Source organism: Caproiciproducens puteiluti (assembly GCF_052442865.1).
Lineage (GTDB): Bacteria > Bacillota > Clostridia > Oscillospirales > Acutalibacteraceae > Caproiciproducens.
Genome location: NZ_CP194790.1, coordinates 151,456 through 177,265, shown reverse-complemented (window position 1 = coordinate 177,265; position 25,810 = coordinate 151,456). Strand labels below are relative to the sequence as shown.

24 protein-coding genes and 1 pseudogene are annotated in these 25,810 nt (G+C 55.7%); 15 read left to right on the top strand and 10 right to left on the bottom strand.

Annotation, left to right across the window (positions count from 1 at the left end; translation table 11 throughout):
* The first annotated feature begins 1 nt into the window (after nucleotide 1).
* The 5 genes from ACRQU7_RS00840 (at nucleotide 2) to ACRQU7_RS00820 (ending at nucleotide 5,897) form a co-directional block, all read left to right on the top strand.
* Nucleotides 2-955, top strand: a complete 954-nt coding sequence (locus ACRQU7_RS00840; protein ID WP_444642982.1) for a helix-turn-helix domain-containing protein — start codon at nucleotides 2-4, stop codon at nucleotides 953-955.
* Between the two features lie 125 nt (nucleotides 956-1,080).
* Complete coding sequence (locus ACRQU7_RS00835; RefSeq protein WP_444645642.1) at nucleotides 1,081-2,862, top strand: ABC transporter ATP-binding protein; 1,782 nt, start codon at nucleotides 1,081-1,083, stop codon at nucleotides 2,860-2,862.
* Complete coding sequence (locus tag ACRQU7_RS00830; protein ID WP_444642980.1) at nucleotides 2,855-4,603, top strand: ABC transporter ATP-binding protein; 1,749 nt, start codon at nucleotides 2,855-2,857, stop codon at nucleotides 4,601-4,603. The genes ACRQU7_RS00835 and ACRQU7_RS00830 overlap by 8 nt, the downstream gene beginning before the upstream one ends.
* Nucleotides 4,604-4,725: 122 nt before the next feature.
* Nucleotides 4,726-5,490, top strand: a complete 765-nt coding sequence (gene yaaA / locus ACRQU7_RS00825) for a peroxide stress protein YaaA (RefSeq protein WP_444642978.1) — start codon at nucleotides 4,726-4,728, stop codon at nucleotides 5,488-5,490.
* Nucleotides 5,487-5,897 carry a peptide deformylase gene (locus tag ACRQU7_RS00820; protein WP_444642976.1) on the top strand — a complete coding sequence of 137 codons (411 nt, stop codon included), beginning with the start codon at nucleotides 5,487-5,489 and terminating at the stop codon, nucleotides 5,895-5,897. The genes yaaA and ACRQU7_RS00820 overlap by 4 nt, the downstream gene beginning before the upstream one ends.
* A 73-nt stretch (nucleotides 5,898-5,970) precedes the next feature.
* Here ACRQU7_RS00820 and ACRQU7_RS00815 read toward each other — a convergent pair whose 3' ends face one another.
* The 6 genes from ACRQU7_RS00815 to ACRQU7_RS00790 all read right to left on the bottom strand — a co-directional run bounded on the left by ACRQU7_RS00815 (nucleotide 5,971) and on the right by ACRQU7_RS00790 (nucleotide 13,254).
* Nucleotides 5,971-7,704, bottom strand: a complete 1,734-nt coding sequence (locus tag ACRQU7_RS00815) for an ABC transporter ATP-binding protein (RefSeq protein WP_444642974.1) — start codon at nucleotides 7,702-7,704, stop codon at nucleotides 5,971-5,973.
* Nucleotides 7,705-7,719: 15 nt separating this feature from the next.
* On the bottom strand, nucleotides 7,720-9,477 hold the full coding sequence (locus tag ACRQU7_RS00810) for an ABC transporter ATP-binding protein (RefSeq protein WP_444642972.1): 1,758 nt from the start codon (nucleotides 9,475-9,477) through the stop codon (nucleotides 7,720-7,722).
* 55 nt (nucleotides 9,478-9,532) lie between these two features.
* Nucleotides 9,533-10,159, bottom strand: coding sequence for a TetR/AcrR family transcriptional regulator (locus ACRQU7_RS00805; RefSeq protein ID WP_444642970.1), 627 nt, complete (start codon nucleotides 10,157-10,159; stop codon nucleotides 9,533-9,535).
* Between the two features lie 145 nt (nucleotides 10,160-10,304).
* The gene (locus tag ACRQU7_RS00800; protein WP_444642968.1) at nucleotides 10,305-11,531 is read right to left on the bottom strand and encodes a GLUG motif-containing protein; all 1,227 of its coding nucleotides are present in this window, start codon (nucleotides 11,529-11,531) and stop codon (nucleotides 10,305-10,307) included.
* A 44-nt stretch (nucleotides 11,532-11,575) separates the two neighbouring features.
* Nucleotides 11,576-12,781 (bottom strand): helix-turn-helix domain-containing protein, encoded by a 1,206-nt coding sequence (locus ACRQU7_RS00795; RefSeq protein WP_444642966.1) that lies wholly within the window; start codon nucleotides 12,779-12,781, stop codon nucleotides 11,576-11,578.
* Between the two features lie 95 nt (nucleotides 12,782-12,876).
* Nucleotides 12,877-13,254 (bottom strand): metal-dependent transcriptional regulator, encoded by a 378-nt coding sequence (locus ACRQU7_RS00790; RefSeq protein ID WP_444642964.1) that lies wholly within the window; start codon nucleotides 13,252-13,254, stop codon nucleotides 12,877-12,879.
* Between the two features lie 380 nt (nucleotides 13,255-13,634).
* On the opposite strand from ACRQU7_RS00790, the gene ACRQU7_RS00785 reads away from it, so the two are divergent.
* From ACRQU7_RS00785 to ACRQU7_RS00770, 4 genes are all read left to right on the top strand, one after another.
* Nucleotides 13,635-14,231, top strand: a complete 597-nt coding sequence (locus ACRQU7_RS00785) for a TetR/AcrR family transcriptional regulator (RefSeq protein ID WP_444642962.1) — start codon at nucleotides 13,635-13,637, stop codon at nucleotides 14,229-14,231.
* 57 nt (nucleotides 14,232-14,288) lie between these two features.
* Nucleotides 14,289-15,011, top strand: coding sequence for an alpha/beta fold hydrolase (locus tag ACRQU7_RS00780; protein WP_444642960.1), 723 nt, complete (start codon nucleotides 14,289-14,291; stop codon nucleotides 15,009-15,011).
* Between the two features lie 3 nt (nucleotides 15,012-15,014).
* Nucleotides 15,015-15,530: a hypothetical protein gene (locus ACRQU7_RS00775; RefSeq protein ID WP_444642958.1), complete on the top strand. Its 516-nt coding sequence runs from the start codon at nucleotides 15,015-15,017 to the stop codon at nucleotides 15,528-15,530.
* 183 nt (nucleotides 15,531-15,713) lie between these two features.
* On the top strand, nucleotides 15,714-16,364 hold the full coding sequence (locus ACRQU7_RS00770) for a metal-dependent transcriptional regulator (RefSeq protein WP_444642956.1): 651 nt from the start codon (nucleotides 15,714-15,716) through the stop codon (nucleotides 16,362-16,364).
* Between the two features lie 346 nt (nucleotides 16,365-16,710).
* Here the strand turns inward: ACRQU7_RS00770 and feoB are convergent.
* Both feoB and ACRQU7_RS00760 read right to left on the bottom strand, forming a co-directional pair.
* Nucleotides 16,711-18,854 (bottom strand): annotated as a pseudogene (gene feoB, locus ACRQU7_RS00765) (ferrous iron transport protein B).
* Entirely contained in the window at nucleotides 18,841-19,095 is a 255-nt protein-coding gene (locus ACRQU7_RS00760; RefSeq protein WP_038322217.1) for a FeoA family protein, read from the bottom strand. Before ACRQU7_RS00760 ends, feoB begins: the two are co-directional and overlap by 14 nt.
* Before the next feature lie 449 nt (nucleotides 19,096-19,544).
* Here ACRQU7_RS00760 and rsgA point away from each other — a divergent pair, with 449 nt between their 5' ends.
* The 5 genes from rsgA to ACRQU7_RS00735 all read left to right on the top strand — a co-directional run bounded on the left by rsgA (nucleotide 19,545) and on the right by ACRQU7_RS00735 (nucleotide 23,228).
* Nucleotides 19,545-20,627 (top strand): ribosome small subunit-dependent GTPase A, encoded by a 1,083-nt coding sequence (gene rsgA, locus ACRQU7_RS00755; protein ID WP_444642954.1) that lies wholly within the window; start codon nucleotides 19,545-19,547, stop codon nucleotides 20,625-20,627.
* Nucleotides 20,627-20,794 (top strand): hypothetical protein, encoded by a 168-nt coding sequence (locus ACRQU7_RS00750; protein ID WP_444642952.1) that lies wholly within the window; start codon nucleotides 20,627-20,629, stop codon nucleotides 20,792-20,794. Before rsgA ends, ACRQU7_RS00750 begins: the two co-directional genes overlap by 1 nt.
* 157 nt (nucleotides 20,795-20,951) lie before the next feature.
* Nucleotides 20,952-22,037 carry a helix-turn-helix domain-containing protein gene (locus ACRQU7_RS00745; RefSeq protein WP_444642950.1) on the top strand — a complete coding sequence of 362 codons (1,086 nt, stop codon included), beginning with the start codon at nucleotides 20,952-20,954 and terminating at the stop codon, nucleotides 22,035-22,037.
* A 258-nt stretch (nucleotides 22,038-22,295) separates the two neighbouring features.
* Nucleotides 22,296-22,715, top strand: a complete 420-nt coding sequence (locus ACRQU7_RS00740; protein ID WP_444642948.1) for a YjdF family protein — start codon at nucleotides 22,296-22,298, stop codon at nucleotides 22,713-22,715.
* Nucleotides 22,716-22,757: 42 nt separating this feature from the next.
* Nucleotides 22,758-23,228: a VOC family protein gene (locus tag ACRQU7_RS00735; RefSeq protein WP_444642946.1), complete on the top strand. Its 471-nt coding sequence runs from the start codon at nucleotides 22,758-22,760 to the stop codon at nucleotides 23,226-23,228.
* A 118-nt stretch (nucleotides 23,229-23,346) separates the two neighbouring features.
* Here ACRQU7_RS00735 and def read toward each other — a convergent pair whose 3' ends face one another.
* Nucleotides 23,347-23,832: a peptide deformylase gene (gene def, locus ACRQU7_RS00730; protein WP_444642944.1), complete on the bottom strand. Its 486-nt coding sequence runs from the start codon at nucleotides 23,830-23,832 to the stop codon at nucleotides 23,347-23,349.
* A complete protein-coding gene (locus ACRQU7_RS00725; protein ID WP_444642942.1) occupies nucleotides 23,804-24,067 on the bottom strand; it encodes a helix-turn-helix transcriptional regulator in 264 nt (87 codons plus the stop codon). The genes def and ACRQU7_RS00725 overlap by 29 nt, the downstream gene beginning before the upstream one ends.
* 147 nt (nucleotides 24,068-24,214) lie before the next feature.
* On the opposite strand from ACRQU7_RS00725, the gene ACRQU7_RS00720 reads away from it, so the two are divergent.
* Entirely contained in the window at nucleotides 24,215-25,762 is a 1,548-nt protein-coding gene (locus tag ACRQU7_RS00720) for a ClC family H(+)/Cl(-) exchange transporter (RefSeq protein ID WP_444642940.1), read from the top strand.
* The last annotated feature ends 48 nt before the right edge of the window (nucleotides 25,763-25,810 follow it).

Here is a 25,810-nt window from a genome sequence, read left to right as displayed (position 1 = left end):
AATGCTGGAAGACCGGATTCTGAAAAGCAGCCGGCTGGTGCTGCTGGCCCAAAGCGACGGGTGCTGCGTCTATCAGATGAAAAACGGAACCGGGGACGGCACCATGACCGTTTACGATATTTTCCCCGGCGTCATGCTGGCCTACAACGACTATCATATGGAGAACTGCTTTTCGGAATTTCAGACGGCGGAGGACCTGCTTTGCATCGACCACTGCCGGGAGGGGCGGCTGGAATACCCCTCAAAGGATGCCGCCTATTCCTACGTGGAGTCGGGCGATCTGAAAATTGACCGCAGGCTCAAGCATACCGGCCACTTTTCGTTTCCGCTCTCTCATTATCACGGAATCACGGTCTCCTTTCAGCTTTCGGAAGCCGCCCGCGCCCTGCCGGAGGAATTTCGGGACTTTCCCGTGGACCTGTACGGAATCCAGCGTAAATTCTGCGCAGGAAGCAACCCGATGGTCCTGCACGGCGCGCCTTCCATCGACCACATTTTTGACGAGCTGTACGCCGTTCCCGAAAAAATCAAACGGGCCTATTTTAAAATCAAGGTTCTGGAGCTGCTGTTGTACCTGGACGCTCTGGAGCTTCCGAAAAGCCGGGAAGAGCGGCCATATTTTTATAAGTCCCAGGTGGAGAAAATCAAGTCCATGCGCGCCCTGATGGCGGAGCATCCGGAACGGCACTATACCATGGAGGAGCTCTCCGCACGGTTCAACATCCCGCTGACGCCGATGAAAAGCTGCTTCAAAAGCGTGTACGGCAGCCCGATCAGCACCTATATGCGCGTTTTCCGTATGAACCGTGCCGCGGTGCTTCTGCGGCAGGAAAGGGGTACCGGAATCGCCGAAATCGCCGGGCGGATCGGCTACGACAGCCCCAGCAAATTTGCTGCCGCCTTTAAGGATGTGATCGGCAAAACGCCGCTGGAGTACCGCAGAAACCTCCGTTAGCCCGACCGGTGTACGAAAAAATGGTCCATCCGGGCCGGTATCGTCCTTACGGAGCGGAAAAAGCAGTCGGAATCTCTTATGATATGGGTGGCCGGAACCGGCCGCCCAATTTTTATACAGGAGGAATCCACTTGAAAAAGAAAAGCTGGTTTTCCAGTTTACTGTCCTTTGCGGCATACTGCAAGGGAAAAATCATCGCTTCCGTGATCTTTTCCGTAATCAGTGTTACGGCGGGGCTGATACCCTATCTGAGCGTTTATAAAATTCTGGAGGCGTTTATTCAGAATCGAATCGATACGGAAACGATTTTCACATGGTCGGGTATCGCCGCCGGAGCGTATCTGATCAAGACGCTGTTTTTCGGGATTTCCACGGCGCTGTCCCATATCAGCGCGTATGTCATCCTGGAAAAGCTGCGGCTTCTTGTGGCGGACAAATTCCTGCGCGCGCCGCTCGGAGAGGTCACCGCCAAGCCCATCGGGGAGATCAAGAACATGATCGTAGACAAAATTGAAAGCATCGAGCCGCCGCTGGCGCATGTGATCCCCGAGGCGTCCGGCAACTTGGTGCTTCCCCTGATCAGCATCCTCATCCTTGCCGCGATCGACTGGAGGATGGCGCTCGCGTCGCTGGTCACGGTCCCCCTGACCATGATCCCCTTTTCCATGCTGATGAAAAGCAGCGGGAACAACTACGAAAAGTATATGAAATCCAGCAACACCGTCAGCAGCGTGATCGTCGAATACATCGAAGGCATCCAGGTCATCAAGACGTTCGGGCAGACGGGCAGGTCGTATGAAAAATTTTCAAACGCGATCGTGGACTACCGGAAGTTTATTCTAGACTGGATGTCTTCAACCTGGGTCACCATGAAGCTCTGCGTCGCGCTGTTCCCGTCCACGCTGCTGGGCGCGCTTCCCGTGGGTTTGCTGCTTTGCGTAAAGGGGACCCTCACTCCGGCGGAGCTGTGCCTTTGCATCATGATCGCCATGTCCATGGTCGGCTCGCTTGCCCATTTGGAGGTGTTTATGAACGAAATCAAGCAGATGGGTTTCATCATCCATGACACGCAGAGCTTTCTGGATATGCCGGAGCTTCCGCAGCCGGCAGGGCCAGCCCCGCTGAACGGTTTTGACGTCCGGCTTTCCGGCGTCCGGTTTTCCTATACCGGAAAGGAAAAGGACGAGGTGCTGCACGGAATCGACCTGCATTTGCCGCAGGGCGGCTTTACCGCGCTGGTCGGGCCGTCGGGCGGCGGCAAATCCACCATGGCGAAGCTGATCGCCCGCTTCTGGGACGTTACGGGCGGGAACATTACCATCGGCGGCACCGACATCAGGGATATGCCGCTTTCGCAGCTTTCGTCGCTTGTCAGCTTCGTGACGCAGGACAATTATCTGTTCCAGTGTTCCCTGCTGGAAAACATCCGCATCGGGAATCCCGGCGCGACGGACGGAGAGGTCCGGGCGGCGGCGAAGGCGGCGCAGTGCGACGGGTTTATTTCAAAGCTTGAAAACGGCTACGACACGCCGGCGGGGGAAGCCGGGAGCCGCCTTTCCGGCGGCGAAAAGCAGCGGATCGCCATTGCGCGGATGATTCTGAAAAACGCGCCCATCGTCATCCTGGACGAGGCCACGGCCTTCACGGACCCGGAAAACGAGGATAAAATGCAGCGCTCGATTTCTGAACTGACCAGAGGAAAAACGCTGCTTGTCATCGCCCACAGGCTTTCCACGATTAAAAACGCAGATAACATCGTTGTTTTAAAAGACGGGGGCATCCTCGCACAGGGCAAACAGGAAGAGCTGCTGCCCGGCTGCCCGCTTTACCGGGAAATGTGGAAAGCGCATATCGGCGCCAAGGCATGGACTGTTTCGCAGAGAAAGGGGGCGGGCGCTCATGTTTAAGAGCATTCAAAGAATCATCCGCTGGTGCGGCGAGCTGAAGGGGCGCTTATACGCCGGCTTCGCGGTTTCGCTGTTTTCCACCTGGTTTTCCGCCGCGCCCGTCATGATCGCGGCCTATACAATCGGCCTGCTGATCGACGAAGCGCGGGGCGGCCCGGAATTCGACGAAAACTGGGTCTGGCTTTCTCTGATCCTGATCGTCGTCTTCGTATTTTTGCGGTTCCTGTTCGACTATCTGCGCGCGAAATTTCAGGAGAGCATCAGCTACGAGCTTGCCGCGAGGGACCGCCTTGCCGTAGGAAGCATCCTAAAGCGCGTCTCGCTGGGATATTTTCAGAAGGTCAGCACGGGAGAAATCCTGAACGCGGTCACGACCGGCCTGAACACGCTGGAAAATATGGGCATCCGCATGATCGACACGATGGTCGGCGGGTACCTCAACTGCCTTTGCATCTTTCTCTGCCTTGCGGTTTTCAACCCGCTTGTCTCTCTGATCGCTGTTGCCGGGGTCGCGCTCTCTTTTCTGTTTTTACTCGGCATTTCCCATTACAGCGTGAAAAACGCGCCCGCGGCGGCCGCAGCGGACCGGGATATGGCGACCTCCGCCGTGGAATACGCGAGAGGGCTTTCCGTGGTAAAATCTTTCGGGCAGGGCGGGGCGGCGCTGGCCTCCATGAAAAAGGCCTGCGGCGACAGCAAGCGGGTCCGGCTCAAAATCGAGTGCGGGTTCATCCCCAACAACTGCGGGCATCTGCTGGCGCTGCGGCTGGCGTCGGCCGCTCTGGTCCTTTCCTCCGCCTATCTGGGGATGAGCGGACAAATGCCGCTTTCCGTCATGCTGATGTTCTGCCTGTTTTCCTTTACCATTTTCGGCGGGGTGGAACCAATCGCCGACACGGCGCACATTCTCGGCGTGATAGACGAGGCGATGGACCAGCTCGACAGGCTGAAAACGGAGGATTACATAGACGAAGCAGGCAAAGATATCCGGCTGAAAAGCTTCGATATCAGCTTTCACGACGTTTCTTTCGGCTATGACAGCAGAAAGGTACTCGAACACGTGTCGTTTACAATTCCGCAGAATACCATGACCGCCATTGTGGGCCCTTCCGGTGGCGGCAAGACGACGGTGTGCAACCTGCTCGCCCGGTTTTACGACGTGTGGAGCGGCAGCGTTATGATAGGCGGCCGCGACGTGCGCGAGTTTACGTGCGACAGCCTGCTTTCCAATATCTCCATGGTGTTCCAGAACGTCTATCTGTTCCATGACACCATCCGGAAAAACATCTGCTTCGGCAAACCCGACGCCACCGAGGAAGAAATGGTGGAAGCGGCAAAGGCTGCCTGCTGCCATGAGTTTATTTCCGCGCTGCCCGACGGGTACGACACGATTGTCGGCGAGGGCGGCTCCACGCTTTCTGGCGGGGAAAAACAGCGCGTTTCGATTGCCAGAGTCATTCTGAAAAACGCGCCGGTCGTTATTCTCGACGAGGCGACCGCCAGCGTGGACCCGGAAAACGAGCACCTGATCCAGCAGGCCATCTCCAGCCTGACCCGGGGAAAGACCATCATCGTGATCGCCCACCGGCTGGCCACCATTGAAAACGCCGACCAGATTCTGGTGATCGACGACGGGCGTGTGGCCCAGCGCGGAACACATGCCGAGCTGATGGCTCAGGACGGGATTTACCGGAAATTCGTCTCCATCCGTCAATCGGCGGAAGGGTGGAAAATCACCTGAACCGGGCAGAAACACAGCCGGTTGTAAAAACGCCTGATATTGCATTCTTCCGTATTTTTTGATATCATTATTTTCAAATATGAAAACGATTGTGCCCATTTCAAAGACAAGGTTGGAATCCTATGCGAATCATCATCTCTCCCGCAAAGAAAATGAATGTGGACACCGACAGCCTGCCCTATGAAAGCCTGCCGCAGTTTTTACCGGAGGCGAAAGCACTGCTTTCGGCCCTGCGGGGCATGGACCGCGCCGGGTTGAGGCGTCTGTGGCGCTGCAACGATTCGATCGCCGCGCTCAACTACGGGCGGGTGCAGACGATGGACCTGTATGAAAACCTGACTCCCGCTATTCTGTCTTACGAGGGCATCCAGTACCAGTACATGGCCCCCGGCGTATTTGAGGACAAACAGTTTGCATACATCCATGAGCATCTGCGCATCCTGTCGGGATTCTATGGGCTCCTGCGCCCCTTCGACGGGGTGACGCCCTACCGTCTGGAAATGCAGGCGAAGCTGTCCGTGAACGGAAAGAAGGACCTCTATGCCTTCTGGGGAGAGAAACCGGCGCGCCGGCTTTGTTCGGAGACCGGGTTTATCCTGAATCTGGCCTCCCAGGAATACAGCAGGGCGGTTTCGCGGCATCTGCCGAAATCGGTCCGTTTTCTCACCTGCACCTTTGGGGAATTCACAGAGGGAAAGGTCATCGAAAAGGGTACCCTGTGCAAGATGGCCCGCGGGGAGATGGTCCGCTGGCTCGCGGAAAATGCGGTAACGGACCCCGGCGGGGTCAAGGATTTTGACCGTCTGGGATATACTTATTATAACAATCTTTCCACGGACGATCATTTCGTATTTATCAAAAAGAAAACACAACGGAGTTTCATATGATAAAACCAATTTGTAAAGATACTATTTTTCTGAGCCGGAAGTCGGTTCCGGCGACGAAAGCCGACCTGCCGGTCGTCGACGATTTGCTGGACACCCTGAGGGCCAATGCGGCGGGATGCGTCGGCATGGCGGCAAATATGATCGGCGTCGACAAACGCATCATCGTATTCAGCCTTGGCCCCGTGAACATTCCGATGATCAATCCAGTCATTGCAAAGCGCTCCGAACCGTATGAAACGGAAGAGGGCTGCCTGTCGCTGACCGGTGTGCGGAAAACCACCCGGTTCCGGTCCATTGAAGTGGAGTTCCTTGACCGGAGCTTCAAACCTCAAAAACAGACCTTCACCGGATGGACGGCGCAGATCATTCAGCATGAAATCGACCACTGCGAGGGAATCCTGATTTAAATACTACAGGGATATGGAGTTAACTCCATATCCCTGTTTTTATGAATAACGCCCAAAGAATCCGCGGTTTCCGTCAGGCCAGCTTCCAGCCGATCGCCTCTCTGCGGGCATTGAGAAATTCGGAATAGATGCCGGGCTGCCCCGCCAGTTCCTTATGGGTACCCCTCTGTACGATTTTCCCGCCGTCCAGAACCAGAATCTGCTCGGCCTTCTCCACCGTTTTCAGGCGGTGCGCAATCATAATAATCGTTTTATTGTGCGTCAGCGCGTCGATGGCTTTCTGCAGCTCGGCCTCGTTTTCGGGGTCTACGTTGGCGGTCGCCTCGTCCAGAATGACGATCGGCGCGTCCTTCAGCATGGCCCTGGCGATGGAAATCCGCTGCTTCTCCCCGCCCGAAAGGGAGCAGCCACCCTCGCCGACCATGGAACCGTAGCCCTGCGGAAGCGCGGAAATAAACTCGTCACAGCAGGCCGCTTTCGCTGCGGCGACCACCTGTTCATGCGTCGCGTCCGGCTTTCCGAATTTGATATTATTTTCAATCGTATCGTTAAAAAGGTAGACGTCTTGAAAGACCATGGCGATATTTCTCATCAGGCTGTCCAGCTTATATTCCCGCACATCGTGTCCGCCGACGGTGATGGAGCCGCTGTCCACATCCCAGAAACGGGCGATCAGGCTGCACAGCGTGGTTTTTCCGCCGCCGGACGGACCGACGACCGCCGTCGTGGTTTTTTCCGGGATGGTCAGGCTGACACCGTCCAGAACCTTCCGGTCCCCATAGGAAAATCCGACGTCCCGGAACACGATGCCGGAGGCTTTCGGGGCCAGCTCCCTGCCCTCGGTATCCATCGTCGGCGTATCGTCGACGGAATTGGCCTTTTCCATGGAGGCGTCCATCATCTGCAGCACGGAAGCCATATTTCCGGCGGACTCCAGCTCGCTGTAAACCATAAAGGAGGCGATAAGCAGCAGCAGGCAGTTTACCAGCGGCAGCTCCCCGTTCAGGTAGAACGCCAGCGTAGCGGTCAGAATGGCAATGCTCGCGACGCGGATCACCGCCCCTTTCAGAATATCCCACGGAATGACGTTCCGCGTAACCGCCAGATTCCGGGCACAGCTTTCATCAATGGATTTGCGGATTTCCTGATCGCCGTCGCTTTCCAGCCCAAAGGCCTTGACCACGCTCATGCCCTGCAGATATTCCATCACGGAGGAAACCAGGCTTTCCTGTGCCCTCTGGCGTTTCGGAAAGCTTTTTGAAACGCCGCGCTGCGCCGCCTCGGTCGCCAGCAGATAGACGGCCATGCCCGCCAAAACAATCAGCCCGATGCGCCGGTCGATCACGCACATGCCGAGACCCAGCGCGACGGAGGTGAGAAGCCCGCCCAGAATGCTCACCATGCACCGGGCGGCGGAGTTTTCCACATCCCCCAGCGTTGTGGTGACCACCCCGGTAATATTGCCAAGGCTGTTTTGATTGAAATACCCCATGGGGATATAGCGCAGGCGGTCCCCGATATGGATGCGTTTATCCGATACCATAAAATAGCCGATCTGCGTCTGCTGCATATTGGAGAAGAAGGAAGCGGCGGCTTTTCCGGCGATCGAGACCAGCATGACGACCAGCGCGGTCCAAGCGGTTTTCGGGTCCCGGTTTCCCGTTGTCAGCGCCTGCAGCACCAAAAGCAGCGCATAAAACTGCAGCGCGGAGAATGCCGAGCCGACAAAGGAAACCGCGATGGATCTCCACATCTGCCCCCGGCGTTCGCCGGAAAAAGCGGCAATTTTTTGAAATACATGAAACATTTTTTATCTCCTCCCTCAGCCCTGATCCCGGGCGCCTATATGCGCCGCCCACATTCCGGCGTAAAGGGGACAGTCCCGAAGCAGCTCTTCCTGTGTGCCCTGCGCCGCGATCCGTCCCTTCTGAACCACAACGATGTTGTCGGCGTCGGTGATGGTGGACAGCCGGTGGGCAATGACGATCAGCGTTTTCCCCTTTGTCAGGGCGGAAATCGCCTTCTGGATAGCGGCTTCGTTCTCGGGGTCGATCGAGGAAGTGGCTTCGTCCAGAATCACGACCGGAGCGTCCTTGAGCATTGCGCGGGCAATCGCGACGCGCTGGCGTTCCCCGCCCGAAAGACGGCTTCCGCCGCTGCCGACGACCGTGTCAAAGCCGTTTTCCAGCCGGCGGATAAATTCCCCGCAGCCGGCCGCCGCTGCAACGGCTTCCACCTCCGCGTCCGTCGCGCCTTTGTGTCCCATGCGGATATTCTCCCGCACCGACCGGTCAAAAAGATAATTATCCTGTGAAACATAGGCGATCTGCTCCGTCCACTGCCGCAGGGGGATTTTTCGCAAATCCGTTCCGTTGGCGCTGATTCCGCCGCCCGTCACGTCCCAGAAGCCCGCGATCAGCTTGGCAATGGTGGACTTTCCCGAACCGGAGGGCCCGACCAGCGCCGTCACCGTGCCGGGACGGATTTTGAGATTGACTTCGTGAAGCACCTCTTCGTTGTCCTTGCCGTAGGAGAACGAAACGTCCCTGAGCGCAATCTCCGGATTTTTCAGCTTGACCGGCGTCTGCGGGCGCTCCAGCTCGGGGGACTCCAGAATCGCTGAAATTTCCGCCACATTGGAGGAGACGACCGCCAGATCGTCTATAAAGGTCATCGCCGCCATGATCGGCCCGGTCAGGCCCAAAGACAGCACGATGATGGTCAGAAAGCTTTCGACGGAAAGGCTTCCGCCCGCCCAGAAGGCAAAGCCCGCCGGCAGCACGGACACCAGCACGGCCGGGATCACGGCTCCCCACGCGCACATGTACTTCAGGTTGTCGCCGAACCAGTCGACATAATACTGTCCGTTCGCCCTCACCGCGTCGGCGTATTTCCGGTAGGAACCGGCGGACTGGCTGAACGCCTTGACCACCTGAATCCCGCCGACATACTCCACAATGGCGTTATTCATCCGCCGCCCGGTTTCCACCGCCCCGGCCCAGCGCTTGGCATAGGTTTTTCCGCTCTGCGACACAAGGAAAAGGCCGATCACCAGCGTAATCAGGGAAACCAGCGCCATGCGCCAGTCGAGAACCAGCAGGTAGACAAAGATGGCGACGGGCACCAGCGCGTTGGAGGTCAGCTCCGGAATCAGATGGGCAAGGGTGGGCTCCATCCCTTCCACACGGTCCACAATGGTGGTTTTGTACTGGCCGGAGGGTGTGTCCAGCACCGTGCCCATCGGAACCCTTGCCAGCTTCGCGGTCAACGCCTTGCGCAGGTCGCGCAGGGTGCGATAGGTCGCAGTATGGGAAATCAAGGTCGACAGGCTGCCGAAAATCACCTTGCCTAGATACCCGGCAAGGGCGACCCCGCACCACATCAGGCAGGAATTCCAATCCGCGCGCCCCGACAGCAGCAGCCCGATCACGGACGCCGCGCAAAAATAGGGGACCATCCCGCCGGCTACCCCCAGAACCGCCAGCACCACGGAGCCGACGAAGCTTCCGCGATAGGGCGCGGCCCAGCCCCACAGTCTGGCGGCGGCACCGGGTCCTTTTTTCTCTTTTTCTTCTTTCACAACAAACATCTCCTTTAGTTAGCTATAGCTAACTCGATAGCAAAAAATCAGGGGCCTACGATTTCGGCAGCCCCAGAATTTTGAACCAGCCGGCGGAATAGAATTCCCTCAGACTGTTCATGTAGACGACGGCCTTTTCAAAAGGCATGTCGTGGCGCACCGTTTCAAACATCCCCGAGAACAGGGCGCTGGCGAGAATGTGAATCAGCCCGTCGTCAAGGGGATAGACCGGAAGCCCCGCCGCTGTCATCCGGTCGATCAGGGTACGGCTCGCGTTGACTTCGATTTCGATCAGCGTGTCGATATAATGCTCGTATTTTGTCCCGGCGGCACAGGAGCCGATCAGCTTGAACGCGTCAAAATTGCTGTAAATATGACGGATCATCCACATCTGCCCGTCATCCGAAACCTCCGGCAGACCGGCAAGCTGACGTTCGAGCGGCAGTTCTGAAAAGGACTGCTGAATCTCGCGGTAACGGGCCACCAGCTGACGGGACGGTTCCTCCACCAGCGCTTCAAACAGGGCTTCCTTGTCCGAATAGTAACGGTAGATCGCCCCGGTGGTAACGCCCAGGGAAGCGGAAATATCGCGCAGCGACGCGCCCTGAAAGCCTTTGGAAAGAAATTCCTTCTTCCCGGCCTCAAGCAGGTCGTCCGCAAGCTTTTGATTCATCAGTTTCATGACAGGCTCCCATAAGATAACTTCGTTATTCAATAACACTGTTATCATAAAGCTAAAAAATTTTTTTGTCAAGACCCCGCCCTGACACATTACGGAAAAAACGGCCGCCCCGCTGTTCGGCAGAGCGGCCGCTCAAACTTTAAAATTACTTCAGGCCGTCCAGACCAGCGGTGTTTTTGTCGCCCCCAACCAGAGGAGCTCCCTTTTTGCCGCCGACCGTCATGTCGCTGGTACAGCTGTCCTCCACCTTGGAATTGCTGTAAACGTACCCGGCGATCGTACCGGTCAGAGAACCCGCGCTGATACTTCCCGTGCTTGTGCAGTCGCTGACCACAAACGCGTTCGGCTCGGTGCGCTGTTCCTTGTACGCCTGCATAAAGAACCCGCTTCCGACGATGCCGCCGATTCTTTCTGTGCTGGCCGGCGCGGTAATGTCCGCTTTTACCGTACAGCCGCTGATCGCGGTCGGCGTCTTGGCATCATTTCCCGCGTGACCGAGCAGTCCGCCGATCATGCTGCAATTTTCCCCGACGGTCATTTTCACGTCTACGGTGCAGTCCTTCACTTCCGGCGCCGCCTGTCCGCAGGCCGCGAGCCCGCCGATCGAGTAGCTGCCGCTGCCCGTCACGGTGACCGAACCTGTCGCGGAGCAGGAGACGATGGAGCTTTCCTCCATGCCGCCGGCAAGCACGCCGATTCCCTGCGCGTTGTCCCCGTTCAAGGTGACATCGGCGTTTGCCTTACAGTTTTTAATATCGCAGAAGCCGCCCCCCACGATTCCGCCGACCAGAAAATTCCCGGCAACGCTGTTTGTACCCTGAAGCGTAATGTTTTCCACCGGTTTTTTGGAAACCCCGTAACCGATGACGCCGCCGACCAGCATATTGCCGGAGACTTTGACGTTTTCGACCACCAGATCGGTCACAGATCCGTTTTCACCAGCCACGCATCCGAAAAGGCCGACGCCGCTTTGTTTTTCAGCCGACACGGCAACGTTGGAAATTTTATGTCCGTTCCCGTTAAATACTCCGGTGAAAGCCACGGTAAGGTCCGGCGCTTCTTCGTCCTCTTTTGAGGCGGGCTCAAAATGCCCGATGGACTCAAATTTTTCATAGGACGCCAGATCGATATCGGCATTCAATGTATAACAGCCGTCCAGATGCTCTCTGACCGCGTCGAGCTGCTGTGCGGTTTCGATCACCCAGGGGGATTCCTGCGTTCCGCTGCCTCCCGCAAATTTTCCTGCTTCCGAGGAAACAGAAGCGGCGGACGCCGCCGGGGCGCTGCTTCCCTCCGGGCTGGAGCAGCCGGAAAAGCAAAGGGCAAACAGCATAACCATGCTTACAGCAATCAGTGATATTCTTTTTCTCAAGTTTCATATCCTCCTATTTTAAAATAGTTTTTAGTTAGCATATGCTAACCTTTATCTATTGTAACACGGGAGGAATTCCAAAGGTTATTCCGATCGGACGCCGAATATCCTTTCCGGACAAAATTTTTTCTGTATTCGGAGGGGGAAAGCGAAGCGGTCTGCTTAAAGGCGGCTGAAAATTTGGCGGGGCTGTCGTAGCCCACCTGCCACGCGATTTCCGCGACGCCCAGCTCTGTTTCCCGCAGCATGGCGGCGGCGGTGTGCAGCCGGTAATCGCGCAGATAAGTATAGATCGGGGAGCCCCACACACTTTTAAAGCATTGTTTCATCGACGTCAGGGGGATGTGAAACTGTTCGGAAAGCTCGGCCAGCGTAAAACGCCGGGACAGATTTTCCGTCAGGTACCGTCGGATTTCTTTGACGGTATCGATCTGCTCTTTTCGGAAATACCTGCATCTGCGCTGTTCGCAATCCGTGTTCGCGGCGCTGAGAAACAGGATCAGTTCTATGACCTTCAGTTTGATGTAAGGACACATCAGGCACTCCGGGGCATGGTAGAGCTCGGAAAAAATATGCTGGATGGAATCCGTCGCGCGAAGAATGCAGCAGCTGTTTTCCGGACACAGCTTACTCTGAATGGCGCGCAGGTCCAGCGCGGCGCTGCCAAGGATTTTGGAAACATCCCCGATTGGTTTGGAAGCCCGCTCGATATCAATGATAATCGATATCCCCTGATAGTGCGAAAGAGGGAAGCAGGACGTCTTCGGCTGATTCCACAGCATATTGACAGCCAGGTCCCCGCTTCCCAGATAAGCGAATTCATTGTTTTGGAATTCACACTCGAACCGGCCCTCGCGGCAATGATTGATTTCCATAATGTCGGAGCTTACGGGGACTCGGTGTTCAAACTTTTCAGAAAGACAAAAGTCGTTATAAAACAGCTCAATTCCCGGCAGGACTTCATATTTGGTAATACTCCCGCTGGCGGGGTCGTCCCTGAGCTGATAGACCACGCACTCCTTTTTCCGCAGCAGAAGCTTCGTCCCGTCCCCGTACAGCTCGATATTTGTTCGTATTTCCGTATCACCACGGCTGTTTTTCTTCCTCTTTTTCCCATGTTTTTCCCATGTCTGGCGTCCGGAGGCTTGCGGGTACCCGCGGGAATCGCCCAGGCGCGCCCGAAGCGGACCGCGCCGCCGACCCTGCCCTGCCCGCAAAGCTTCTGTATCCTTCGCTCCGAAACGCCCCATTGCAGCGCCGCGCTTTTGACGGAAACATAATCCGGCATATCACACCACCTCCCAAACCGTTCTTGCGTTTCACGCGCGGGCAAAACGGATTTCCGTCAGCGGCCGGAGGCTTTTCCGTCCACATGCCTGCGAATCGCCTCAAAGCTGGCCGCACTCAGGTCATGTTCGATCTTACACGCATCCTTGCGGGCCGTTTCCGCATCCACCCCCAGATTCATCAGCAAATCCGTCAGCAGGCGGTGCCTTTCATAAATGCGGGCAGCGATCTCCATCCCGGATTCCGTCAGTGTGATGAGACTCTCCTTATCCATGGTAATGTACCCGTTTTCGCGCAGCCGTTTCGTCGCGACCGACACGCTCGGTTTTTTTACCCCCAGTTTCTCTGCGATATCGACGGAGCGGATGTAGCCGTGATCCTCCTTCAGCATCAGCATTGTTTCAAGATAATCCTCGGCAGATTCCCTGATCTCCATAGGACATGACCTCCTTCTGTTTTCTGTATCTTTCATAGTGTGATTTCTTTTATCGGCGGCAACACAGCGCCCTTGTAAAATACGGCATTCCGATACCCCTGCAGCAAGCCGGAGGACTCCGACTTTTTGCGCCCTTTTGCAAGCTGTCCTTATCACAGCTCCGCGCTGCAAACGCCGGTTAGATTCAACTAACACAAATATATCACAAAACCAAAAAAAGAGCAACCGGAGCGAGACACAAGACAGGAAACGCAAGAGAAATGCAGGCTGTGAAAACGGGGCTTGACAAGGACCCGCAAAAATGTTACTCTTTTTTTGAGACCAAAATATAAATAACGGTCGTATAATTTTAAAAAACAGTCTTGCTTGAGAGGAATAAAATGTCCCCTAAAAAATTCGACTGGCAGAAACGGGAAGAAATCCGTGTTCAGATGCTGGAAGCCGGTTATGAGCTGATTCGGCAATACGGCATGACCCATACCTCAGTGGAAAAGGTGGCCGAAGCCGTGGGGCTGGGAAAAAGCACATTCTACAATTTCTTTCCCAGCAAGGAACGTTTTGTCTATGAGATCATCGTTTCTATGCGAACGCAGCTGATGGAGTATTTTGAACAGCTTCTGGCCGGGCGGCAGAAGCTACCGGTACCGCAGGCAAAGGAATTCCTGAAAAAAATTATTTTCAGCGAACGCAGCATCTACAAATATCTGACGCCGGAGGACGAAGAAAAGCTGCGCGCCGCCCTTCCGCCCGAGTACTTTCTCGATGTGGAACAGGAGTCCCGGGTCATGGTCCGGCTGTTCGGGCGTATGGAAGGAATCCGCGCCGATATGGACGAACATCTGGTGGGCAATCTGCTGAAGATCATGGCTCTGGCCCAAATCAATCAGGCCGAGCTTCACGCCGACTCGCTGGAACGCACCCTGGATAAAATGTATGAACTGCTGTTCTCCTGTATCTTTGAAGAGGGCAGGCATTGAGCCGCCCGCTTCTTTGCACAGAAGTTATTTAAAACTAACTAAGAAAGAAGGAATCCGATGCATATCGAAACCCATGGAAAGGCGGGGCGGCCCTGCATCTTATTATTTCACACCATGTTTACCACCGGCTGTCTGTTTCAGAAGATCGTTCCGCTGCTCGAACAAAACTTTCTTCTGGTGATTCCCACTCTGGACGGGTATGACCCCGCCGAGGAAACCGAGTATCCCGGCGCGGACGGGGAGCTGGAGCAGATCGAGGCCTTTCTTAAGGAACGGCAAATCCCGGAATTGACGGCTGTCGGCAGCTCCCTGGGCGCTATGCTGGCCTGGAGGCTGTGGCAGCGCGGGCGCGTTGTCATCCGGAAGCTGGTGCTGGACAGCCCGCCTTTCGGCTGGGATGCCGCGACAGCTGCCCAAAACGCGGGATATTTCTGGAAACTGGTTCAGGCTGTCCGGGCCGCGCCGGATACCCGCTGTGTCTTTGACGAGCATTATGGAGAATTCGGACCCATGATGCGGCGATCCTGCTCTGCCGTAACCGAGAACACCATCCGCCGCTCCTGCGAGACCTGCTTTGGCCCCCGGCTTCCGGAACAAATCCGGACCGGCGCGACCAAAATTCTGCTGGTTTATGGCGAAGACGACCCCAACTATCGGCATTTGGAAAAAGAACTGGCCGGGCGGACAGACGTGTCGCTGGCGGTAGAAGCAGGCTTCGGGCACTGCGGTTTCCTGATGCGGGAACCGCAGAAATTTGCAAAACTGCTAATGGAGGAATGAACGATGACACCCGTACTATCTGCGCTTTTGGAAGGACTGGTCTGGTCCGCCCTGTGGGTTGCCATGCTGATGCCCATGTTTTTCCGCTTTCCGTGGCTGCTGGTCCACGACTACCCGGAGGACGCGCGCAAAGCCGTCCGCCTTCCCAAACCCACCCCCGCGCAGCGCCGGAACGGAATTCTTTTCACCGTGTTCGGGTATGTGATTCTGCTTGGCACGCTGACGGCGGTGGGGCTTGTTCACTACGGTTCCGGTCCGGTCCTGTTCGGCGCCGTTTTTCTGCATCTGTGGATTATCTGCATGACCTGGAATGTGGTGGACCTGCTGGTTCTGGACTGGCTGGTATTCTGCACGATCACGCCCAAAAGCTTTATCCTGCCCGGCACCGAAGGCTGCAAGGGCTATAAGGACTACCGCTTCCACTTCATCGGTTTTCTAAAGGGCTGTGTTTACATGACGCTGTTCGCCCTGATTTTCGCCGGGATCGATTTTGCTGTTCTGAAATTATTGATCTGGTAAATTCCAAATACCGTCAAAGATTCCCCCATCCCGCTTGATTTGCGCAATCCCTTTTGAAGCCTCTTGCCATTCCGGCTTATTCCGTGTTACACTGTAATCAGAAATCATGTACTGCGGCCACGCGGCGAGTACATCAGCCGGAAAAACGGGACGTATCAACAAGTCCGGACAGGTAGGGGCATTATGACCACAAACAAAGAAGATTATCTGAAAGCAATTTATCACAGCGGTGGGCTGAACGAACGCGCTACAACAAAGGCAATCGCGGAACAGCTGGGAATCGCCTCCGCTTCCGTAACGGAAATGCTGGCGCGGCTGGCGCGGGAAGAGCTGATCCTTTATGAACCGTATAAGGGTTCTCAGCTGACGGAAAAGGGGCTGAGGGCCTGTATCGGCATTGTCCGCAGTCATGAGCTGTGGGAGGTGTTTCTCGTCCGCTATCTGGATTACAGCTGGAGCGAAGCGCACGAGGACGCGGAATTTCTTGAGCACGCGACGACGGAACGACTGGCGGAGCGCCTGGATCACTTTCTGCAGCACCCCGAGGTCTGTCCCCACGGCGCGGTCATTCCGCGCCTGGAAAGTATCCCGGAGGAGCGGAAACTGAGCCCGCTTGCCTTCCAGCCGGTCGGAAAGACCGCCGTAATCCGTCAGGTTGAGGAAGAAAAGGAACTGCTGGATTATCTGGAGGGGCTGGGCATGAAAATCGGCTCACACGCAACCGTCCTTTCGTTCGGAGCGTACGACGGCCCGCTGGAAATCCTTCTGGACGGGCATCCGGTGCAAATCAGCCGAAAGGCCGCTGAAAAAATCCGGGTCGAACCGGATGCATGACCCGCTGAAAGCGGCTTGAACGGTCCACAGTCCGGGATATCTTCATAAAGACTTTCGATCATAACGGCCCTCCTTCCAACAAAAAGGAGGGCTGTTTTTATGCGCATATTCCATGCTTTTGCGAAGTTTTTTATTTTCTTCCGCTGAAGTACGGAGGAATCCCCGCGCAGACGCCGGGCCGATTCATACAGGGATGCGAATTGACTTGGGAGCGATGCTTCGTTTTTTATTCAGCCGAGGAGCCATCCGTACAGCAGAATCAGCGCTGTTACCGCCAGCGCCGGGAGCCTGCGAAGGAGAATTTGTTTTGCGTATTCATCCATATCGGTTGCGCCTTCTTTCTGTGTCAGATAAACAAACGGACAATGGTGTTGAATAAAAAGCAAACGGTGATGCCGCACACGGTGGGGACCAGAAAGGATACGGCGGTCCACGGGAGGCTTTGGGTTTCCTTGCGGATGGTAAGTACTGTTGTGGCACAGGGCCAGTGCATCAGGGAAAACAGGATGGTGCTGACGGCGGTCGTCCACGTCCAGCCGTTTTGAACGAAGAGCTGCATCAGCGCGGGACCTTCCAGTTCCAGTAGGCTCCCCTGCGCCATATATGTCATGATAATGACGGGGACCACAATTTCATTGGCAGGCAGCCCCAGCAGAAAGCCCGTCAGAATCACACCGTCCATGCCCAGCGCGCGGCCGAGGGGATTCAGAAAGCCGGTCAGGTGCGCCAGCAGGGTCGCGTCCCCGACCGTAACATTGGCGAGCGCCCAGATCAGCACCCCGGCCGGGGCGGCGGCTGTGACCGCTCGGCCCAGCACCTTGAGGGTCCGGTCCACAATGCTGCGGACGATGACCTTGCCGATCTGCGGCCTCCGATAGGGCGGAGCTCCAGTGTAAAGGAGGACGGGACTCCCTTCAAAATCGTCCTGGAAAGCAGCCTGGAAACCAGCAGGGTCATTCCCACCCCGAACAAGATGACCCCGACCAGAATCACCGCTCCCAAGAACGAACCAAGCAGCCCGGTCGCCCCGCCGATCAGGAACATGGTAATAATGGAAATAATCGTGGGGAAACGCCCGTTGCAGGGAACAAAATTGTTGGTAATGATGGCGATGAGCCGCTCCCGGGGGGAATCGATGATACGGCAGCCGGTAACGCCCGCCGCGTTGCACCCGAACCCCATGCACATGGTAAGCGCCTGTTTGCCGCAGGCGGCGCAGCCTTTGAAGCAGCGGTCCAGATTAAACGCTACGCGGGGCAGATATCCGAAGTCCTCCAGCAAAGTAAACAACGGAAAGAAAATAGCCATCGGCGGAAGCATGACGCTGATGACCCAGGCCATGACCTTGTAAACCCCGTGAATCAACAGATCGGTCAATAATGCCGGCACACCGGCGGAAAATGCCGCGGCCGCCAGCCGCTCTTCCACCCAGAACAGTCCGTCGGCCAGCAGCGCCGAGGGAACGTTCGCGCCGGATATGGTGATCCAGAACACCGCCAGCAGGAGAAGCAGCATGATGGGAAAACCGGTAAGCCTGCTGGTAAACAGCTTATCCAGACGGCGGTCCCGGCGATGGCTTCCGTTTGCGGGCATTGAAATAACCCCCCGGCTGATTTCCGCCGCGCACCGCACGAAGGCACCCGCCATATCGTCCCGAAGCCGCGTCCGGGAAACGCCCGCTTCCTCCATGCCGGCCCGCACGTCCGCCAGTGCCTCCGATAGCTCAGGAGCCTGCTCTGGGTCAAAACCGAGGCAATCCGCCAGCGAGGAACGAAGGCTTTCATCCCCGTCCAGCAGCCGGGCGGCAAACCACCGGGCATCGGCCTTGCCGTCCGCGGCTTTTTCCGCCTGAGGCAGCATTGCCCGAATGCCCTGCTCCACATAGCGGGGATAGGGAACAAGCACCTGCTTTTCCTCCGGAAACGGCTCGCCAAGCAATTGCTCCACGGCGTTCATGACGTCCTCCAGCCCTTCTCCGGAGCGGGCGGCCGTACCGATTACGGGGACTCCCAGCCGCCGGGAAAGCAGGGGAAGGTCGATATCGATCTGTTTCTTCTTCGCCTCATCCAGAAGGTTGACGCAGACCACGGTCCGCGCACAGGCTTCCATCACCTGCAGCACCAGATTGAGGTTGCGCTCCAGACAGGTGGCGTCACAAACCACCACGACGGCGTCCGGCGAACCAAAACAGATAAAATCGCGGGCCACTTCCTCCTCTGTCGAGCGGGCCATCAGCGAATAGCTGCCCGGAATATCGACAAGAACGTACCCGTGTCCGTTCCGGGCACAGTACCCCTGGGCATTTGCCACGGTCTTTCCGGGCCAGTTGCCCGTGTGCTGGCGCATACCGGTCAGCGCGTTGAACACGGTGGATTTCCCCACGTTGGGATTTCCCGCCAGCGCAATGACCCGGTCGCCGGCCTCTTTTTTATGAATTACAAGCCCTGCACAGGAGGAGTTGAGCTCAGCGGCGGCTTTAAGCGCTGGCATCGGCGGCCTCCTCCAAAACAAGGACCGTATCGGAATCCTCTCTGCGCAGGGCGATGACCGCCCCGCAGATTTCATAGGCGGTCGGGTCCCCCAGAGGGCTCAATTCCACACAGGTCACTTCCCGGCCCTCCACCAGACCCAGATCCTGCAGCCGCCTGCGCAGCCCCCCTTCTGCCGAAAGACCTGAGACGGTCGCCCGCCGGCCCGGGCGTATCTGTGTTAACGGTATCGTTTGCTTCACTTCCTATCCCTCCAATCCTTTCACCTTATCGTCGATTAAAACCTTGAACGGGTTATTTTTAGGTTATCCTATATTTTATATTATAGTATACCTAATAATATGTCAAGCCCCTGTATTAAGTTTCTGATCGTTCTTGTATTGGTTTATTCCGCCCCAGCGTCTTGACAAATAAAAGCGGTTATGATAATTTAAGGGAAATAGGAAAAGGGGTGTCTGTTTGGAGACTGTTCTGTAAGGAACACGAATTGCACAAGGGCTGAAAAGGCGATATTATCAATCGCTTTGTTTGCTGTGCAATCAGGTTTTATACAGAACTGTGACAAACAGGCTTTTTATTTGATAAAGTCACTGCTTGGGCATAGTTTTGAAACTATGCCCTTTTGTTTTGCCGCAATTCGTGTTCCATCTTGTCTAAAAAAGAAAATTTTTGAATGACGAGGTGCAATCCATTGAATCAACTGATCCGTTACGGCGCAAAGGAGCGCCAGTTTTCAGAGGCGGCTCTCTATCCCGACCTGCATCTGGCGAGAGTCGTATCTCAGTATAAAGACCGATACAAAATCATCACGGCGAACGGCGAATGCTTTGCCGGGGTTTCCGGCAGGTTCCGTTATGAGGCGGCCGAGCCGTCCCGGTACCCGGCGGTAGGCGACTTTGTCATGGCGGACCGCACCGGGGGCGGCTCCGGCGACGCGGTCATCCATCGGGTGCTGCCGCGCAGCAGCGTTTTTGAGCGGAAGTCCGCGGGCGGCGGACAGCAAGCGCAGGTGGTCGCCGCCAACATCGACACCGTATTGATCTGCATGTCTCTGAACCACGACTGCAACCCGAGCCGCCTGGAACGCTATTTGTCCGTGGCATGGAGCAGCGGGGCGGTTCCCGTCGTCGTGCTGACAAAAGCCGACCTTTGCGCGGATTTACAAAGCGTCTTGGCTGAAATCACGTCGGCCGCTCCCGGTACCGACGTAGTCGTCACCTCCCGCTGCGATCAGAGCTCCTGCGATAAGCTGCTGCCCTACCTGCAGCCGGGCATGACGGCGTCCTTCATCGGGTCGTCCGGCGTCGGCAAATCCACCCTGATCAACCGGCTTGCCGGGGAAGATCTGCTCCGTACCTCCGGCATCCGGCAGGACGACAGGGGACGGCACACCACCACCCGCAGGGATCTTCTGGTTCTGCCGCAGGGCAGTATTGTCATCGACACCCCCGGCATGCGTGAGCTTGGGGTGGAATCCGTCGACCTGTCCCGGTCCTTTTCCGACATCGACGATTTGTCTTCCCAGTGCCGTTTCCGGGACTGCACCCACACCGCGGAACCCGGCTGCGCGATTTTGAAGGCGCTGGAGGCGGGAACGCTGGACGTCAGGCGGCTGGAAAGCTACCGGAAACTGAAACGGGAAGCTCGTTACGACGGCCTTTCCTCGAAACAAATCGAAAGTGAAAAGTTAAACGGCATGTTCGAGGGCATGGGCGGGATGAAAAAGGCAAGAAAGTTCATCCGCCAGAATGACAAACGAAAAGGAGAATACTAATGATATATATCAAAAGCAAGGAATATGATACAAAACGGATTCTCGACAGAATCATGGGGCCCAATCCCGTCAAGCTGGACGAAGAGCTCCTGAAAAATTACCGGATACCGCGAGGCGCGACCGCCGTTATGATAGGATTCGTTTTGGACTTTTGTCTGCCGCTGTAAGAAACTCAAAAGATGATTTTTGCCACCGCCGGTTGAATTTTTTAACCGGCGGTTAAAAATCAGAGAAAACACTCAACTACGATTCCATTGCGGCTTTCCCAGCAGGCGGTTATACTGATAACAGGAAGAAGCCGTTCCGGAAAGCGAGGAAAATGTTATGGAATTATCCATTGGAAAGAACATCCAAGATAAACGAAAAGCCCTTGGTCTGACCCAGGAACAGCTGGCGTCCGCCCTTGGGGTCTCCATCGCGGCGGTTTCCAAATGGGAAACAGGCGGCGCCTGTCCGGATATCACGCTGCTCGCTCCCCTTGCCCGCCTGCTGGACATCACGGTGGACGACCTGCTCGGGTTTGAGCCACAGCTGTCTACGGAACAGGTCATGGACTTCTGCGGACAGTGCTCCCGGGAATTTGAACACGGCTCCTTTGAGCGCGCGGTGGCATTGGCTGAAAAATACCGGAAGGAATATCCCAACAGTGCGCTTTTGAAGCTGCGTCTGGGCAGTGTCTGCATGATGCACACCCCCTGCGCCCGGACGGAAGAAGAAGCCGAAGGACTGCTGGAACAGGCGGAGGCACTGATGCGGGATGCGGCAAAAAGCGAGGAGGTTTCCACTCGGGAGGCTGCCTGGCAAAGTCTGTGCGCCCTGCTGATGCAGAAGGGACGTTACGAGGACGCGCTGAGGGCGCTCGAGCAGATTCACCAGCCGGTCATGGACCCCGCGGCGATGAAGGTTTCCGTGTATTACGCGATGGGCGACCTAGGAAAATCCAAGCAGACGGCGCAATATTTACTGACGAACCACCTGACCGCCTGCGACATTGCGCTGAATACCCTTTCAAACCTTGCAAAAAAAGAGAAGGACTATGCTCTTGCCCTGAAAATGGAGGACCTGAGCCTTCAGCTTTCCCGGATGTTTGATCGGGATAAGCTTTACGGGCAGGACCTGAACCATTATCTGATGATCGCGCAGTGCTACGCGGAGGAGGGAAAAACCCGGGAAACGCTGGACACACTGCATGACTTTGTAACGTGCGCACGAATGCCGCTCGATTTGGAAGCGGTGAAAGCAAGCCCCTTTTTCGACAGCATCGAAATGCGCGAAACGTCCTATTCCGAAAGCTATCTGAACCGCTGCGTCTGCCAGATGGTGAAGGAAAACCCCGCGTTTGATTTTCTGAAAGGCAGCCCGGAATTCAGGGGGATTCTGGAGGAACTCGCTCAGCTTTCCGAAAAATGATTCCACCGCCCGAAAGACGGCATCACTGTAAAACGCGCTTTCTCCATGGCCTGTTTTTTGTCGGGAGCCCGAAGCGAAAAAGCAACAAAAAACAGGCCAATAGCCGCCGGATTGACCTTGTTATCAGAAAAGAGTAAAATAGATCGCACAAAGATAAAAACACAGTTCCGGTTGGTAGTCCGGACGCGGCAAACGCTGTCAGTAACCTGCCTCCTTGGTTGTCCGTTCTTTGTAAGGTACACAAAAGGAGGATATCTGATGGGAAATACTGTTTTCAAACTGACCGTTCTTTTCGACGAACCGTTTTGGGTAGGCATTTTTGAGCGCAAATGTGACAGAAAGTATGAAGCTTGTAAAATCACATTCGGAGCCGAACCCAAGGATTATGATGTGTATGACTTCATACTCAAAAATTACGAAAAGCTGCGGTTCAGCCCTTCTCTGGAAGCTTCCATCCCGGATGAACCCCGTATGAATCCAAAACGCATGCAGCGGGAAGTAAAAAAGCAGCTGATGAGCACAGGGATTGGAACAAAAGCTCAGCAGGCGTTGAAGCTTCAGCAGGAACAGGGAAAAACGGATCGGAAATTCCGCTCCCGTGCTGAACAGGAGGCTGAAAAGGAACGCCAGTTTCAATTACGGCAGAAAAGGCGGAAGGAAAAGCATAAGGGACGCTAACTCTTTCCGCCTCGACAAAATTGATTTGCCGGAGGACTGATGATGAAATACAATTGTACGCTCATTGCCGTGCGCGATATGGCGCGTTCCAAACAATTTTACTGCGGCCTGCTGGAAATGGAAGTAACCGCCGACTTCGGCGCGAACGTTACGCTGTCCGATTGCGTCGCTTTGCAGACGCTGGATACCTGGAAGACGTTCCTGCACAGGGAGGAAACGGAAATCACCCTGGGGCACAACGCCGCCGAGCTGTACTTTGAGGAATCCGACATGGACCGTTTTCTGGAGAAGCTCGCATCCTATCCGGGAATCGAATACGTTCACCCGCCGAAAGAACACGCCTGGGGGCAGCGGGTGGTACGCTTTTATGACCCCGACCGCAACATCATCGAAGTGGGAGAGGAAATGACGACGGTGGCGCGCCGCTTTGCCGCGAGCGGTATGACGCCGGAACAGGTAGCCGCACGGATGGATGTCCCCATCGGGGCCGTCCGGCACTGGCTGGCCGAATAGGGGCGGCGAGTACGGCTTTTTAGGATAACAGGGAAAGCGCAGCACGTGATCGGATTCAGGGGCCGTCCTCCGGAGGATGGCCCCTGTTATAAAAGAGGCCGCCATGTTTTTGGCGGCCTCAAACTGTTTTCAGGGTTTTATTCCTCTTCTTCAATATTGACATATCCAGAATTTTTTCCGTAAAGACGATCCCGTTCAGATGGTCGATTTCGTGACAGAGACATTTTGCCATATCGCCCGTCACATCCAAAGTGATCGGCTTTCCGTTTTCATCCAAAGCCTTTACCACGACATGGGACGGCCTTTTCAACCGGCCCCAGATTCCGGGGAAGCTCAGGCATCCCTCGATCACCGTCTGCTCGCCGCTTTCTTCCGCGATTTCAGGATTCACCAGCTTAAAGAGCCCTTCCCCCATATCGGCGACCACCAAACGCCTTAAAATCCCGACCTGATTTGCTGCCAGACCGCCGCCGTTCGGGGCATGGTACATTGTCTCCGCCATATCGTCGAGAAGCTGACGGATATGGTCATCCACCTTGACAACGGGTTTGCAGACCTTACGAAGAATTTCATCGTCAAACGTTCTGATTTGCCGCAACGCCATCTGTCACCCTCCTGCTCGATTCCGCCCTCGATTTCCTCTCACTGTCCTCAAACAAAAACACGCTCTCGATCGGTTCCCCGAATACCCTTGCGATATCGTACGCAAGCCAGACGGAAGGCTCATTTTTCCTGGTTTCAACCGCATTGATCGCCTGTCTGGACGCGCCCACCAGCTCGCCCAGCTGCTCCTGGGTCAGCCCAAACAGCTCCCGAAGCTCTTTGACCCTGTTTCTCACATTCAGCCCTCCAAAGTAAAGTTTACCTTACATATATAGTAGCACCGGAATGCATTTATGTCAACTTGACCTTACATTCTTTTGATTCATTTCTTGCGCCGGAATTTATGGTATAATTATGCAAAGAAAGTAGAGGCGCGCAGACAAATGGAAAAATCGAGAATGTATCAAATGCTGTCCGATCTGAACAGACTGAAATGGAGCGTAACCTATAAGGGAATCCTTGCCGGAATGATCGCGGGGCTTTTGGTGACGCTCTACCGCCTGGGGATTGAATTCGGCACCGAAAAATCGCTGGAAGCGTATCAGTTTTTACGGCTGCATCCGATTTATATCATACCCTGGATGTTTCTCATCGCGATTGCGGGATATCTTACCTACCGGCTGGTAAAGCTGGAGCCGTACGCGAAGGGAAGCGGAATTCCGCAGGTTGAGGGAATCGTCCTGTTCGGAATGAAAATCAAGTGGCACACCGTGCTGATCGTAAGGTATCTTGCGGGAATCCTGACATCCTTCTTCGGCGTTTCGCTGGGCAGGGAGGGACCGTCCATCCAAATTGGGGCCGCCGGCAGCCAGGCGTTTGCAAAGAAGGCAGGAAAAAACAAGCTGGAGGAAAACTGCCTGATTACCGCGGGCGCTTCGGCCGGGCTTTCCGCCGCGTTTAACGCGCCGCTGTCCGGGATTATGTTTGCGCTGGAGGAAATTCATCGGACCTTTTCGCCCAATATCCTGATTGGCGCAACCACGGCCGCGCTGACGGCCGATGTGGTATCAAAATACTTTTTCGGGCTGAAGCCGGTGCTGAATTACACGGACATCCCGCAGCTGCCCATCCGGTATTACGGCCTGCTGCTGCCCCTCGGGATTCTCTCCGGGATTGTGGGAGCCGCTGCCAACAAGGGCCTGCTGAACATTGGCCTGCTCTACGCGAAGCTGCCCGCTTTTCTGCGGCCCGGCGCCGCGCTGCTCCTTGCTTTGCCCTGCGGGCTGCTGATTCCCCAGGTGCTGGGCGGCGGCCAGAATCTGATCAAGCTGTCCGAAAGCGCCCAGATCAGCGTTTCCCTGCTGGCGATCTATCTGGTTATGAAGCTCGCCTTTACCTGTGTCTGCTTCGGAAGCGGGATTCCCGGCGGTATTTTTATGCCCATCCTTTCCTTGGGGGCCATGACCGGATGTATTTTCGGAAAAATGATTACCGTATGGGGCCTGTCGGCGGACTATATTCCCGCGTTCTGCGTCTGCGCAATGGCGGGCGCCATGTCCGCTTCCGTAAAAGCGCCCGTCACCAGCATCCTGCTGATGGCGGAAATGACAGGTTCGCTGGTACACCTGCTGCCGGTCGCGGCAGTCGCTTTTATTGCGCTGCTTACCTCCGATCTGCTGAAAATCTCCCCGATTTACGAAGTGCTGCTGGAACGGCTGACCGATGAAGAAAAAGAAAGCGCCGACGGGAAAAAGTCGGGCGCCATCATTGAAATTCCGGTGGAGCTCGGCTCTATGGTTGCCAGAAAAAAGGTGAAGGACGTCGGCTGGCCGGAGGGCGCGCTGATCGTATCTCTGCACAGGGGAGAAAAGGAGCTGGTCCCCAATGGGGAAACACAGATTCTGCCCGGCGACTATCTGGTGGTCCTTTCCTCCGAACAGGCATTTGATGAAATGAACCGGTCGCTTATGGAGCTTTGCCGTTCCGACTGATTCTTTCCTCTCCCGGCGTTTGCTCCTGTTCCGGTAATTTGAACGCAG

Bases quoted from the DNA above. Each gene is read 5' to 3' on its own strand.
- ACRQU7_RS00830 (WP_444642980.1), top strand. From the start codon at position 2,855: ATGTTTAAGAGCATTCAAAGAATCATCCGCTGGTGCGGCGAGCTGAAG.
- ACRQU7_RS00745 (WP_444642950.1), top strand. From the start codon at position 20,952: ATGGAATTATCCATTGGAAAGAACATCCAAGATAAACGAAAAGCCCTT.
- def (WP_444642944.1), bottom strand. From the start codon at position 23,832: ATGGCGTTGCGGCAAATCAGAACGTTTGACGATGAAATTCTTCGTAAG.
- ACRQU7_RS00815 (WP_444642974.1), bottom strand. From the start codon at position 7,704: ATGTTTCATGTATTTCAAAAAATTGCCGCTTTTTCCGGCGAACGCCGG.
- ACRQU7_RS00795 (WP_444642966.1), bottom strand. From the start codon at position 12,781: ATGGGGCGTTTCGGAGCGAAGGATACAGAAGCTTTGCGGGCAGGGCAG.
- ACRQU7_RS00790 (WP_444642964.1), bottom strand. From the start codon at position 13,254: ATGGAGATCAGGGAATCTGCCGAGGATTATCTTGAAACAATGCTGATG.
- ACRQU7_RS00780 (WP_444642960.1), top strand. From the start codon at position 14,289: ATGCATATCGAAACCCATGGAAAGGCGGGGCGGCCCTGCATCTTATTA.
- ACRQU7_RS00740 (WP_444642948.1), top strand. From the start codon at position 22,296: ATGGGAAATACTGTTTTCAAACTGACCGTTCTTTTCGACGAACCGTTT.
- ACRQU7_RS00770 (WP_444642956.1), top strand. From the start codon at position 15,714: ATGACCACAAACAAAGAAGATTATCTGAAAGCAATTTATCACAGCGGT.
- ACRQU7_RS00735 (WP_444642946.1), top strand. From the start codon at position 22,758: ATGAAATACAATTGTACGCTCATTGCCGTGCGCGATATGGCGCGTTCC.
- ACRQU7_RS00785 (WP_444642962.1), top strand. From the start codon at position 13,635: ATGTCCCCTAAAAAATTCGACTGGCAGAAACGGGAAGAAATCCGTGTT.
- yaaA (WP_444642978.1), top strand. From the start codon at position 4,726: ATGCGAATCATCATCTCTCCCGCAAAGAAAATGAATGTGGACACCGAC.
- ACRQU7_RS00775 (WP_444642958.1), top strand. From the start codon at position 15,015: ATGACACCCGTACTATCTGCGCTTTTGGAAGGACTGGTCTGGTCCGCC.
- ACRQU7_RS00805 (WP_444642970.1), bottom strand. From the start codon at position 10,159: ATGAAACTGATGAATCAAAAGCTTGCGGACGACCTGCTTGAGGCCGGG.
- ACRQU7_RS00840 (WP_444642982.1), top strand. From the start codon at position 2: ATGCTGGAAGACCGGATTCTGAAAAGCAGCCGGCTGGTGCTGCTGGCC.
- ACRQU7_RS00820 (WP_444642976.1), top strand. From the start codon at position 5,487: ATGATAAAACCAATTTGTAAAGATACTATTTTTCTGAGCCGGAAGTCG.
- ACRQU7_RS00750 (WP_444642952.1), top strand. From the start codon at position 20,627: ATGATATATATCAAAAGCAAGGAATATGATACAAAACGGATTCTCGAC.
- ACRQU7_RS00720 (WP_444642940.1), top strand. From the start codon at position 24,215: ATGGAAAAATCGAGAATGTATCAAATGCTGTCCGATCTGAACAGACTG.